This window comes from Enterococcus sp. XAF26B05_ASV22 (genome assembly GCF_056727285.1).
In genome coordinates this window covers 162,366-175,319 of sequence record NZ_CM161538.1, presented here as the reverse complement: position 1 = coordinate 175,319, position 12,954 = coordinate 162,366, and the positions used below count along the sequence as shown (strand labels likewise).

The following is a 12,954-nucleotide window of genomic DNA, read 5'->3' as shown; positions in this document are numbered from 1 at the left end:
ATTTAAAAGCGTAACGGGCTCTTATAGCCTTGGAGACAAATATCCTTGTGTCGTTTTTTTCAGGCATATTTTATCTTTGTTCCGAGACCTTCACCAAATCGGTACTACTCTAAATCCATCAATAGTGTTTCATAGCCATCCATAAAGCTTTAGCTCTTAGGAATTGATGCGATTGGAGTAGTCCCTAGTGGCTAACCCGTGTAGCTAAATAATTAAAAAGCGTCCGCGCAATGAATTGCACTGACGCTTTTTATTTCAAAACTAATTTAGTTTAAACCGAAAGAACTTGCATCTTGTTGGTCACGTTGTGCGACTGTATCAGCATATTTGTTCAATTGACTATTGATGCTGATCAACAATTCTTCCATTTTTTTAACGTTTCCTTCTAATTGATTGTATTGTTCTAAATACGATTGAAACGCTTGACCTTTCCATTCTTGTGCGATTTGTTGATTCATAGAATTTACTTTACGAATCGCATCTTGGATTTGTTGTTGTGATTGTGTATACACCTTCGCTTGTGATTTCAGTTGCTCGGGTGTGACCGAAATTGCTCCTGCCATTATAATCTCTCCTACTCTATATTAAAATTGTTTCCATAAATAGTATATCGGTCACTAAGTATACTTGTCAATGTTTTTTAGAAACAAATTACGATTTAAAGGAAATAATAAACTTCCAAATGATAATTTTTAATGTTTTATAGAATAGATATTTTTTTTATTTGTAAAATATTTATATTAAATCAATCCAATCGTAAACTGATTGCTTGTAGATAAAACTCTCTATGATTTTCATCAGAAAATAGATTACTAATTGAGTTTATTTTAATGAAGGACTCCCAATTTTTTTGTTCATGGTTAAAATCGTGAGCTAGTTTATTCTGATATGTTAACTCACTAAAACCAAATAGATAATCCTCATATAAGTTAAATGCTAAAATTGTTAAACGAATAGACTCCTCTGTTTGCCATTCCGCAGAAATAGATTCATATTTAGCTCCTAATTCTTTTGAATAAATTTCGTTAAAGTGAATTCTGGTCACTTCCGCTAATCCTAGCAAATAAATTAAAGAAAACTCATAGCAATTAAATTCTTTGTCTTTAGTATTTTTTTCAAAAAATGTTATATGTTCTTGGTTTTTGAATATAAGATCACGATTCATATTGATATCTCCCATACATTTTTATTCAAACATATTAATTAGATATAGATTAGTTTTCTATTTAAATAGATGTATATATTTATTTTACATTAAGTTTACCATTTGATAGATTATAAGACAATGAGCTTAGTAATATTTTTTCGATATGTATCAAAATTAAAAAAGAGCCTGGGACATAATGATGTGCGCCCTAAAAGTTGTACGTAGATTAACTTGTCATTCGACTGGTATGAATTCGGTATTGAACCGGACTCATACCAGTCAATTTTGCTTTTATCCGATGATGATTGTAATAATCAATATAATTTGTAACTGCTCGGTTTAATTCCTCAAAGCTAGAAAAACTACGACCATAATACATTTCTTGTTTCATTAGACCAAAGAAATTTTCCATCAATGCATTGTCCAAACAATTTCCTTTTCGTGACATACTCTGGTATAACTTTGCTTGCTTCAATTGTCTAACATACTGTTGATTTTGGTAATGCCACCCTTGATCGGAATGGATTGTTGTTCGAAAGTTGGTCTTTTTACTTTCTTTAATGGCTGTTTTTAAAGGAATCAATACACAATCCAACGTTGGTTTTTGCTGAAATTGATAGGCTATGATTTCTCCATTAAAACCATCAAGAAAAGGACTGAGATAGGCTTTTCTTTTTAGTTTAATTCCTTCGGAATTTCGTTCAGTATAGTGGAATTCTGAAATATCTGTAAAGATTTTTTGTTTTGGCATCGTGCTAAAAAAGCGACGATTCACCTTGTTCTTTGCCAAGGTTCCCACTAAACCTTTGTAAGATCGATACCTTCTTGAACGACGAGTAAAGCTTATACATACTATGTTATATTTCTTCATAATTCGTCGGATTTTCTTATGATTGATTTGATAGCCCATATTCACTAAAGCCAGTTTGATTCGACGATAGCCATAATTGCGATCATTCTCTTCAAAAATTGTTTGAATCAATTTCTCTAGGTGAGTCATTTTTTCTTCGCTCATTATCTGTTTTTTCCAGTAATTGAAGGTAGAACGCGGTAGCTTAATCGCTTGTAATACGTGATCTTGACGATACTTTCCAATAAGTTCTATGGCTATTCTGGTTTGAACTCGTCTTTTCGCTTCGCCATAATAGTTTGTTGGAAAGTCCGTAGCTTTTTTAAATACTCGACCTCGATTCGCAAACATTCATTCTCACGCTCTAATTCCTTTTCACGAGATAGTTTGCTTGTTTCTTGCTGTTTTTTTGTTGGTTTATTCATCCTTTTTTTGGGTCTCCCTTTTTGATTAGACAGAGCCGTTTGACCACCAGCGATGTATTTCTTTTGCCAACGAGAAATCATCGACCCATTAGGCAGCTTGAATTGTCTTGCTGCTTCACCGAAAGAAGCACCTGTCGTTTCTATAAAGTGTAATACATCTCGCTTAAATTCACTAGTATATTTTGTCAGTGAACGGTGTCTTTTGAGCCCTTCATTCCCAAATAATTGATAGGAGTGTTTCCAATTGTAAATTAAGGCATTTGATGGGAGTCCGTATTTTTTAGCCAAGGCTCGTCCTCCCAGAGGGCCTTCTAGGTACTCTTTCACTAGCTTTAATTTGAATTCTACCTCATAATAACTCATAAAAAATAACCTCCAAAAATTGTATTTTTCACGTACAACTTTTGGGGGTCACATCATTATGTTTCAGGCTCTTAGTAATCGAATAAACGGTGGTCGCAGAAGCAACTCCTTCGGAAATAAGCCGAAATTCACAAAAATTTGAAGAGCAATTTTCGTAAATTCCTTCTTATTTCTCGGAGTTAAATACTTCTGTCCCAACCTCTACATTATCGTCATCTTTCATTACAGTAGATTAACGTTTTTCAGCTGTTAATTCAATATCATAGTAATCTCTAGTATCTTCATAATTCCATGTAAATGATTTTACACGGTCATTAATTGGCATGATTTCATTACGGTACAATGTTGGAATAACTGGTGCTTGTTCAAACATATATTCTTGCCATGCATCATATGCTTCTTTACGTTTTGTATCGTCAAATGACGCTTTAGAGTCGATTGCTTTCAATAGTTTATCATTTTCTTCTGAAGCAAAACGAGAGTAGTTGAATGCTGCGTTACGCCCGTATAAGCCGGCTGGTGATGGTGCACTATTTACTCCCCAAGCCGCTTGGAAAACGTCGATTTCAGGATCATCATTTTTGATTTTATCGTAGAATGCTTGGAAATCGATTAAACGGCCCGTTGCTAATTTCACATCTAAACCAATTTCTTTCCATTGTTGTAGATAGTAATCTGCTAAAGGTTGAGCTGTTTCGCCACCTGCCATTGAGGCAAAGTTGATCGTTAATTTTTCCCCTTTAGGATTTTCTCTAAGTCCATCACCATCTGTATCTTTATAGCCAGCATCATCTAAAATTTTCTTCGCTTTATCCAGGTCATATTGATACCCTTTTATGTCTGTATCATGCAATGTTTTAAAAATAGGTGGAATCAAGGTTGTCGCACCAGTACGCAACCCATTATAGAATTTTTGCCCAATTGCGTCGTTATCCATTGCGTATCCCATTGCTTGACGTAATTTTACATCAGCCATTTTTGCATCTGGATTCATTACAACTTCGCCTTTGTCTTTATCATATGTTCCTAATTTAAAGCCAACATATGTGTATGCTAATTCTTCACGACCTAACATTTGATAGCCTTCTGAGTCTTTATATGTTGGATAATTGTCTGTTGGCATTGCGTAAACCATATCATATTTTTTCGCTTTTACCGCTTCAACGATTGACGCTGTTGGTACGTTTGTAAAGACGATTTTATCTAACTTAGGCTTCCCTTTATAATAATGTTCATTTGGTAAATATTCCACTGACTCTCCTGTTACGATTTTACTCATGTAATAAGGACCGAATGTTACAGGATTTTTGCGAACAGCATCACTTTTTTCTTGGTCTTTGATTGGAATATCTTTAAAGACGTGTTTTGGCATTGCACTCATGTATACACCGCCACTTAATTGAAGCATTCCCGGATTCATTTCTTTATATGTTACTTCGATTGTTTGATCGTCTACTTTTTTAATTCCAGAAATAGTATCTGCTTTGCCATCATGGTATTCATCCATCCCTACAACATTCGTAAAGTCGTCATCATAACGAATACCAGTATATTCTTTATTTCCAATTACTTCATATGGGTAAATCAAATCATCAGCAGTTACAGCTTCACCATCTGACCATTTAATATTGTCTTTCAATGTAATTGTAGCCTTCTTATTGTCAACATCTAAATCTAATTTAGCAGCTCCATCATCTGTGATGACGAAATCATCATCATATGAGAATAAGCCTTCATGGGAAGGACGCATATAATAATTGTCGTACGCATCTTGGTAATAGACTTCTGAAAATAAGCCTTTAAACTGAGTATCTGACGCAACTGCTACATCCAAAGTCCCGCCTTTGATTGCCTCTTTGTCATTTTTGACCGTCATTGTAAACTTACTGATATCCTCAGTTTCTACATTTTTGTTACCTGAATCTGATTTTTTACCTCCGCCACATGCAGCTAATGTCACTGTTGCCACTGCTGTCAATGTAATTAAACCCAAAAGTTTTTTGCTTTTCACACTACTTCCTCCTCTTCTTAACCTAAACGCTGTCTTGCATCTGCTGAACGCTTGAACGCTTGGCCAATATAATTTATACATAACATCATTACTAAAATCAGTACTGATGCAGGTACCCAGATCCATGTTTTATTCGCTAAAACATCACCATTGCTAGCATATCCGATCAATGTTCCCAAACTTGGTACATTGGTCGGCAATCCAAATCCTAAGAACGTCAGTGTTGTTTCAATCCCGATATTTGCCGCAAAATTGATGGTTAAGTTCGTGATGATCAATGAACTTAAATTAGGCATAATTTCTCGAAACATGATTTTAAAATCACTTGTCCCTAAAGTTTTTGAGGCACTCACATAGTCTCTGCGGACCTCAGATAACGTTTTACTTCTAAACAGTCGGGCTTTTGCAACCCAGTAAAAAGCACTCATAATTCCTACAAAAGACCAAACATTATAATTAGGAATGATTGTAACAAATACAATGATGATCATCATGATCGGCAAAATCATAATAAAATCAACGACACGCATCACTGCATTATCAAACATTCCACCATAATAACCTGAAACAATACCGATTCCTACCCCGATGATTGATGTCAATATCGTGATTGCAAAACCGATTACAACCGAATTACGAGCGCCAATAATCAATTGACCAAGTATATCACGTCCACCTTCGTCGGCTCCTAATATGAAGTTTCCACCAGGCTCGGCATATTTATCTAAAATACTTACTGTCATTACTTTGTCTTGATCAGTCAATAGAGCACCAATAAAAACAACCAACAAAATGGCTACTAACAGTACAAGTGAGAAAATTGCTAATTTGTCTTTTTTAAACTCTCTTGCGATCATTCGAAATCCCATCGGTGGGATCGTTTCTGGTACAGCAACTGCTGTATTTTCTTTATTTTTATCCATCTCGTCTCTTCCTCTCCTTAAAATTGATTTTCTATTGAACTCGAATCCGCGGATCTACAAGACTCATGACGATATCTGAAATCAGATTTCCGACGAGCGTTGCAACTCCTAAAATCAATACTAAGGCGGTGATCACTGCATAATCACGTTGTCCGATCGAGTCGATAAATAATTTCCCAATTCCTGGATAACCAAAGATTTTTTCGATAACCACAGAACCACTGATCAAAGCTGTGATTTCATAGCTAAGTTGAGAAACGATTGGTAAAGAAGCATTTCTGAAAATATGTCTTGTATAGACTTTATTTGTCGGTACCCCTTTAGAACGAGCTGTCCGAACATAATCTAATGATTGAGAGTCAATCACTTCATTCCGTAAATATTGAATCGTGATTGCTGTTCCTAAAAGTGCTTGAGATAATGCTGGTAAAATCAAATGATAGAAACGATCCCAAATATAGGCTCCAGTCCCTGGCTCAACACCACTGGAAACAGACCCTGTCGTTGGGAACCAATCTAAACGGTAACCAAAAATAAACAGCATAACAAGTGCAAAAATAAAGGGTGGTACTGCAAAACTGAAAAAGTTATAGACCACGACAAATTTGTCCAAAATCGAATTTTGATAACGACCTGATAAAACGCCTAATGGCAAAGCGATCGCATACATGATCACAACGGTTACTAAGGATAAAAGAATTGTATTCACTGCACGACTGCCAATCAATGTTGAAACTGGTAATTTAAAAATAAAACTCTCCCCAAAATCACCATGGAAAACATTGACGATCCAACGTACATATTGCGTTGTCCAAGGATCATTCAACCCTGCTGATTCACGCATTTTCTCAATAACTGCTGGATCCGTATTTGGATTGATCAGACCTGTAAAAGGATCTCCTGGCATCATTTTAGCTAACATGAAAATCAGTACACTTAAAATCAAGATTTGAGGAATCATAAAGAGTACACGTCGTAAAATCGTCTTCCACATTAGATTGCACCTCCATCTTTTAACGCTACTTGATGTGTATCACTGATTGTTCGTAAATCATACACACGGCCGTTTTGATCGTAATACTCTTTTTGATGTTTGATATATTCTTTTTCTACTTGACGACGCTGTGCTTTGTGCTCTTCACGATGTGCAACGTCAATTTTAGGGATTGCTGATAATAGCCGTTTCGTATAAATGTGCTGTGGATTTGTATAAATATCTTGACGAGTCCCAATCTCTACAAAGCGCCCTTTGTACATGATCGCAATATTATCACACATATGTTTTACAACACCTAAGTCATGTGAAATGAATAAATAACTCAAGCCATATTCTTCTTGGATATTTTTCATAAAATTCAATACTTGTGCTTGAACAGATAAATCCAATGCAGAAACCGGCTCATCTGCAATAATCAACTTAGGATTCGTCGCAACAGCTCTAGCTACGCCTAAACGTTGGCGTTGTCCACCTGAGAATTCATGTGGGTATTTATACAATGCATCTTCTGGCATCCCAACGATATCTAAAAGCCCTTTGACTTTTTTCTTTTCTTCTTGATCACTCAACCGTTCAAAATTGCGGATTGGTTCTGCTATGATATCCAACACTCTTTTCTTTGGGTTTAAACTAGACATTGAATCCTGAAAAATCATTTGAACATCTTTGTTATATTTCATCGCTTTACGATTATGAGCTTTCGTCACATCTTGATCTTGATATAAAATACTACCACTAGTCACTTTTTCTAACCCGATGATTGCTTTTCCTGTAGTAGATTTTCCAGAACCTGATTCACCAACTAAACCGTACGTTTTACCCTTTTCGATAATAAAGTCAACACCATCAACTGCCAACACATGATCGGTCACTCGATTAAAGAAACCACTGCGGATAGGATAATGAACTTTCAAGTCTTTGATTTGAATGATTTCTGCCATTATACTTCCTCCTGATCGTCTCTAAAATGGAAATGCTGATAACATGTACAGCGAACAAAGTGTCCTTCTGACACCTCATGCAATGTCGGTTCTGCTTCATGAGCGTCCTCTGGAATCCAAGGAATTCTCGGCGCAAAACGACATCCTTCTCTTGGTAACTTGCTTAATGATGGGACCACGCCTTCGATCACGTGCAACTGACTATCATCTGAATTTTCTTGCGGAATAGATTGTAATAATGAGCGTGTATAGGGATGTTTTGGATTATTAAACAATTCTTCAGCAGTTGCTACCTCAACAAATTGCCCTGCGTACATCACAGCTACCTTATCTGCCATTTCAGCTACGACACCTAAATCATGCGTGATCAAAATAATTCCGGAGCCAGTCTCCTCTTGCAAATCCTTCAGTAAATCTAAAATTTGCGCCTGGATCGTTACATCCAATGCTGTTGTCGGTTCATCTGCGATGATGATTGCCGGTTTACATGCAATAGCGATTGCAATGATTACACGTTGACGCATTCCACCAGATAATTCGTGCGGATACTGCTTGCCAACTCGTTCAGGATTAGGAATCCCCACCTGTGTCAACAATTCGATCACCCGTGCTTGTTTTTGCTCCGCATTCATATTCGTATGGTAGGTTAGGCTTTCTTTGATTTGATCTTCAATTTTCATTAGTGGATTCAGCGCTGACAAAGGATCTTGAAATATCATCCCAATATCGTTACCACGGATTTTATTATATAGTTGTTCGTTAAATGTAGTTAAATTTAAATCCTTGTATAGAATTTCTCCAGTTACACGAGTATTGTTTGCATCATGTAACCCAATTATTGTTGTAGCTAAAGTACTTTTCCCACAACCCGATTCACCAACGATTGCTAAAATTTCATTTTTTCCTAATTCAAATGACACATCATCAACAGCATCATAGTACTCATCTTTGATACGAAATCCTGTATGTAGATGCTGAACATCTAACAATTGATTGCTATCACTCACTTTAATACACTCCTCTATACTCAATTAAATAGCGTATTACAACAAGAAAACTTATTAAAAACACTTCTTTTTTTAATAATTACTTCTTTTCTACTCATTGTAATCGTTTTTAACAAACTCATATTCTCATTGTACTCATATTTAAGCAATTGTATATAAAAATTATAAAAATTGCAACATTTTGGTAATGTAAATTTTTTCTAAATAAGCAAAAAAAGTGTGGAACAAAAGTAAAAATCACTTTTGTTCCACACCCTAAATGTGAATAAACGGTGGGAGCAGAAGCAATCCCTTCGGAAATAAGCTGAAATTCACAAAAATTTGAAAAACAATTTTTGTGAATTCCTTCTTATTTCTCGGGATTAAGCGCTTCTATCCCAGCCTCTTTCTTCATTTCAACTTATAAGTTATTCATAATATAATCTACAGCGGCACCAACTGTTTCAATTTGCTCTGCGTCTTCATCAGAAATTTCTGTACCAAACTCATCTTCTAGCTCTAAAACAAATTCCATTACACTAATTGAATCTGCATTCAAGTCATCTTTAATGTTTAATTGATCTGTCACTTTCTCAGCTTCAATATCAAAGTGGTTTGAGATAATCTTCGCTACTTTTTCAAGTACTTCTTCACGAGTCAACTGTATTCACCTCCACTGCTTTTGAAAAGCGTTCCTCACGTTTGAGTTGAACGCTATGATACATTGTACTCACAAATGATCGATTTGTCCATCTTTTTTTGCAGAACTATTACAAAAGGGTTGCAAACAGGTTGCGAACAGTACTATTTTTTTGTTTCATAATAACTGACAAGCTGAGGGACAACCTCTGTCTTCAGCATTGTATGGATCTGACGAATCGTATAACGCACTGCTTCTGGCCCTGTCGAACCATGTGTTTTAATGACAGGTGCTTTTAAGCCAAAAAGAACGGCTCCACCATGTTTAGAGTAATCCATCTCATCTTTCATACCACGTAACACATTCTTTAAAAGCAACGCACCCATCTTTCCTTTGACTCCTTCTGCAAGGATCGATGATTTTAAAAGTCCCATCATGTTTAAGGCTGTTCCTTCAATTGATTTCAATACAGCATTTCCTGTAAAACCATCTGTCACAACAACATCTGCTGCCCCACTTAACAACTCACGCGCTTCCACATTACCGATAAAATGAATTCCCTCTTCTTCTGAAAGTAGTTCAAATGCTTTTTTAGTTAACTCACTGCCTTTGGTTTCTTCTGCGCCATTATTTAAAAGAGCCACACGAGGTTTTGAGATATTTCTAACTTTTTCAGCGTAAAAAGAACCTAGTACAGCATATTGAACAAGATGCTCTGGTTTATTATCAGCATTCGCTCCCAAATCTAACATATCAAACCCACCATCCGGTTGACCGATTACTGGTAAAGTCGACATCAAGCCCGGACGTTCAACATTTTTGATCCGTCCAACGATAAATAATCCAGCAGCTAATAACGCTCCTGTGTTACCCGCAGAAAAAATGGCATCCGCCTCTCCCTCTTTTACTGCTTGTGCAGCGAGTACCATTGAAGCATTTTTCTTACGACGAATGGCCTTGACTGGCTCATCATCACTGTTGATTTTTTCATCCGTATGAATAATCGTAATATTCGTTTCATCTGTTACATATTTTTTAATTTCATCTTCTTTTCCATAAAGCAAGAACTCAACCTCTGGAAAATCCTGTTTGGCTAACATTACGCCTTCAACAATAGCTTGCGGCGCATGATCGCCACCCATTGCATCAACTGCAATCTTCATAACATAGTCCCTCCTAGGTAAATTACAATAAATAGTATAACATATTGAAAAGCGGAACAAAGCGTTTAACTCTCATGAAAATTAGGAATCTGACTAAGAAACGCTTTTGGTTTCATAGACAGATTGTCTATTTTCCTTGAGAGTTGATTTGTGTAGCTGGATCAACGAAAAGCGGAATATGTCGTTTAGCTCTGGCAGAAAATAGGGAATTCTGTTTGTGATGTTCTTTATCACCAATAGCATTCATCTTTTTTCCGAAGAGCTGACTCATACAGCTAGATCAACGAGAATGCATTCATACTTGCCTTCAGTTCTTTGTAATGTCTTAATACGATTAGTCAAAAAACTGTTGCTCGTCATCATTTGGCTTAATCTTATCAGCAATACCACGATACTCTGGCAAGACCCACCATTGCTCTTTTGTCCAAATCGTACTCGCTTCTTGACGCGCAACCTCCAAAATATTGACGTCTGTCACAATATCGCCTACAGCAAATTGCGGCACACCTGATTGTCTAGCACCAAAGACTTCGCCTGGTCCTCGCAACTCTAAATCTTTTTCACTTAGTACAAACCCATTATTCGTTTCTGTCATAATTTTCATTCGCTCCACACCCATTTCGTTCTTTGGGTTAGCAACTAAAATACAATAAGAAGCTTCTGAACCTCGACCAACACGTCCACGAAGCTGGTGCAATTGCGCTAGTCCAAATCGATCAGCATCCATAATAAGCATAACTGTGGCGTTTGGAACATTGACTCCGACTTCGATCACTGTTGTAGAAACTAGCAACTGCAAGTTATTTTCTTTGAACTCTTGCATAATTTCTTCTTTTTCTTGGTTTTTCATTTTTCCATGAAGCAAACCAACTTGATATGTAGGATTAAAGAATGCCGACATATGTTCAAAAATCTCCGTAGCATTCTTTACATCTAGCGCTTCTGATTCTTCGATCAACGGGCAAATCACATAGGCTTGGTGCCCACGTGCCAATTCTTTTTCCATCCACTCTAAAACTGTATCTAGTTGAGGAGGTCTTATCCAGCGCGTCTCTATTGGAATCCGACCTGCTGGCATTTCATCAATGATCGAAACATCCATCTCACCAAAAGCCGTAATGGCCAATGTTCTTGGGATCGGTGTTGCGGTCATAAATAAAACATCTGGTTTTAACCCTTTTTCTCTTAAGATTCGGCGTTGATTCACACCAAATCGATGTTGTTCATCTGTAATGACTAAACCTAGTCGGCGGAAACGGACATCTTCTTGAATCAATGCGTGCGTTCCAATAATAATATCGATCTCACCTGTCGCAAGCTGTTCAAGAATCATTCGTCGCTCTTTAGTTTTAGTCGATCCAGTTAGTAGGGCTGTACGAACTTCTAAGGGATCGTACAATTGCTGAAGGCTTTCCATATGCTGTTGCGCCAAAATCTCTGTCGGCACCATTAAAGCACCCTGAAAGCCAGCTGTCATCGTCGCGTAAAGAGCAATTGCCGCAACAACCGTTTTCCCACTCCCTACATCGCCTTGTAATAAACGCTGCATATGATTCGGGCTCATTAAATCCCGACAAATTTCGTTTGTTACTTTCTTTTGAGCGTCCGTCAGTTCAAAAGGGAGTTTCTGCGTAAATGTCTTTAAGCGATCCACATCGTACTGAACACTCAACCCATTTTTTTCTGCTTTTTCTCTTCTCTTCAACCCTTGCATTTTCAATTGGAACAAGAAAAATTCTTCAAAAACAACACGCCGCTTCGCTTGATGGCTTTCTTCTGGATTATTTGGAAAATGCATTGCAAACATCGCTTCTTTTCTTGGCATTAAGCGATATTTCTCTACTAATGTTTCTGGCAAAAACTCTGGAATAAAATTCCCGTACTTTTCAAAGCCAGTGCGAATCAGCTGGATCAAACTACTTTGTCGAACTTTTTTGTTTACATGATAGATCGGAGCAAAATCTTCTCCGTCATTTTGAGCTGCTAAAATTTTCATGCCGTTTAATGATTTCCGTTTCGCATCCCATTTTCCATAAATTGCGATTTCTTCAGACATCACGATTTTGTCTTTTAAATACGGTTGATTAAAGAAGGACACGTTGATTACCGCATGGTCTTGCATCATCCGAAACATCATGCGACTTTTTTTATAGCCATAACGGCTCACGACTGGTTCAGATACAACTAAACCTTTTAGCGTGACTTTTTCTTGATCCTGAATTTCATTTAATTCCTTTTCTTGGATATCATCATATCGAAAAGGATAGTAGGACAATAACTCTTCTATTGTATAAATGCCTAATTCCTTTAAATTCTCAGCACGTTTTGGCCCAACGCCTGTCAAGACACTGATATTATCCGATAAATTCACCACTCTTCCTCCTCTCATTAAATAGATATGTGTATTACTTTTCATTTGTTTATTCTCTATAGAAAAAGAGGTTGGAACAGAAGTGTTTAACTCCGAGAAATAAGAAGGAATTTACGAAAATTGCTCTTCAAATTTTT

General features: G+C 36.7%; 12 protein-coding genes. All 12 read right to left on the bottom strand.

The window, feature by feature from the left end; translation table 11 throughout:
- Nucleotides 1-266: 266 nt before the first annotated feature.
- Entirely contained in the window at nt 267-563 is a 297-nt protein-coding gene (locus AC1PU0_RS00840) for a WXG100 family type VII secretion target (RefSeq protein ID WP_010761887.1), read from the bottom strand.
- A gap of 182 nt (nt 564-745) precedes the next feature.
- Complete coding sequence (locus tag AC1PU0_RS00835; protein ID WP_206850205.1) at nt 746-1,165, bottom strand: DUF6075 family protein; 420 nt, start codon at nt 1,163-1,165, stop codon at nt 746-748.
- A gap of 208 nt (nt 1,166-1,373) precedes the next feature.
- Nucleotides 1,374-2,348 (bottom strand): IS3 family transposase, encoded by a 975-nt coding sequence (locus tag AC1PU0_RS00830; protein ID WP_479998485.1) that lies wholly within the window; start codon nt 2,346-2,348, stop codon nt 1,374-1,376.
- Nucleotides 2,255-2,785, bottom strand: coding sequence for a transposase (locus AC1PU0_RS00825; protein WP_479998620.1), 531 nt, complete (start codon nt 2,783-2,785; stop codon nt 2,255-2,257). Before AC1PU0_RS00825 ends, AC1PU0_RS00830 begins: the two co-directional genes overlap by 94 nt.
- A gap of 232 nt (nt 2,786-3,017) precedes the next feature.
- Nucleotides 3,018-4,796 (bottom strand): ABC transporter substrate-binding protein, encoded by a 1,779-nt coding sequence (locus AC1PU0_RS00820; RefSeq protein ID WP_206848389.1) that lies wholly within the window; start codon nt 4,794-4,796, stop codon nt 3,018-3,020.
- Nucleotides 4,797-4,813: 17 nt separating this feature from the next.
- Nucleotides 4,814-5,719: an ABC transporter permease gene (locus tag AC1PU0_RS00815; protein WP_069653299.1), complete on the bottom strand. Its 906-nt coding sequence runs from the start codon at nt 5,717-5,719 to the stop codon at nt 4,814-4,816.
- Between the two features lie 31 nt (nt 5,720-5,750).
- Nucleotides 5,751-6,713 (bottom strand): oligopeptide ABC transporter permease, encoded by a 963-nt coding sequence (gene opp4B, locus AC1PU0_RS00810; protein ID WP_069653298.1) that lies wholly within the window; start codon nt 6,711-6,713, stop codon nt 5,751-5,753.
- Complete coding sequence (locus AC1PU0_RS00805; protein ID WP_111248942.1) at nt 6,713-7,657, bottom strand: ABC transporter ATP-binding protein; 945 nt, start codon at nt 7,655-7,657, stop codon at nt 6,713-6,715. The genes opp4B and AC1PU0_RS00805 overlap by 1 nt, the downstream gene beginning before the upstream one ends.
- Nucleotides 7,657-8,664, bottom strand: coding sequence for an oligopeptide/dipeptide ABC transporter ATP-binding protein (locus AC1PU0_RS00800; protein ID WP_206848388.1), 1,008 nt, complete (start codon nt 8,662-8,664; stop codon nt 7,657-7,659). The genes AC1PU0_RS00805 and AC1PU0_RS00800 overlap by 1 nt, the downstream gene beginning before the upstream one ends.
- A 400-nt stretch (nt 8,665-9,064) precedes the next feature.
- A complete protein-coding gene (acpP, locus tag AC1PU0_RS00795; RefSeq protein WP_010761893.1) occupies nt 9,065-9,304 on the bottom strand; it encodes an acyl carrier protein in 240 nt (79 codons plus the stop codon).
- A 143-nt stretch (nt 9,305-9,447) separates the two neighbouring features.
- Nucleotides 9,448-10,446 (bottom strand): phosphate acyltransferase PlsX, encoded by a 999-nt coding sequence (gene plsX, locus AC1PU0_RS00790; protein ID WP_206848387.1) that lies wholly within the window; start codon nt 10,444-10,446, stop codon nt 9,448-9,450.
- A 334-nt stretch (nt 10,447-10,780) separates the two neighbouring features.
- Nucleotides 10,781-12,835 (bottom strand): ATP-dependent DNA helicase RecG, encoded by a 2,055-nt coding sequence (gene recG, locus AC1PU0_RS00785; protein ID WP_242596490.1) that lies wholly within the window; start codon nt 12,833-12,835, stop codon nt 10,781-10,783.
- Nucleotides 12,836-12,954 lie beyond the last annotated feature (119 nt).

What these genes read in the sequence shown, in the direction of transcription:
- AC1PU0_RS00825 (WP_479998620.1), bottom strand. Translation starts at nt 2,785, where the DNA reads ATGAGTTATTATGAGGTAGAATTCAAATTAAAGCTAGTGAAAGAGTAC.
- opp4B (WP_069653298.1), bottom strand. Translation starts at nt 6,713, where the DNA reads ATGTGGAAGACGATTTTACGACGTGTACTCTTTATGATTCCTCAAATC.
- AC1PU0_RS00815 (WP_069653299.1), bottom strand. Translation starts at nt 5,719, where the DNA reads ATGGATAAAAATAAAGAAAATACAGCAGTTGCTGTACCAGAAACGATC.
- AC1PU0_RS00840 (WP_010761887.1), bottom strand. Translation starts at nt 563, where the DNA reads ATGGCAGGAGCAATTTCGGTCACACCCGAGCAACTGAAATCACAAGCG.
- plsX (WP_206848387.1), bottom strand. Translation starts at nt 10,446, where the DNA reads ATGAAGATTGCAGTTGATGCAATGGGTGGCGATCATGCGCCGCAAGCT.
- recG (WP_242596490.1), bottom strand. Translation starts at nt 12,835, where the DNA reads ATGAGAGGAGGAAGAGTGGTGAATTTATCGGATAATATCAGTGTCTTG.
- AC1PU0_RS00830 (WP_479998485.1), bottom strand. Translation starts at nt 2,348, where the DNA reads ATGTTTGCGAATCGAGGTCGAGTATTTAAAAAAGCTACGGACTTTCCA.
- AC1PU0_RS00805 (WP_111248942.1), bottom strand. Translation starts at nt 7,657, where the DNA reads ATGGCAGAAATCATTCAAATCAAAGACTTGAAAGTTCATTATCCTATC.
- AC1PU0_RS00835 (WP_206850205.1), bottom strand. Translation starts at nt 1,165, where the DNA reads ATGAATCGTGATCTTATATTCAAAAACCAAGAACATATAACATTTTTT.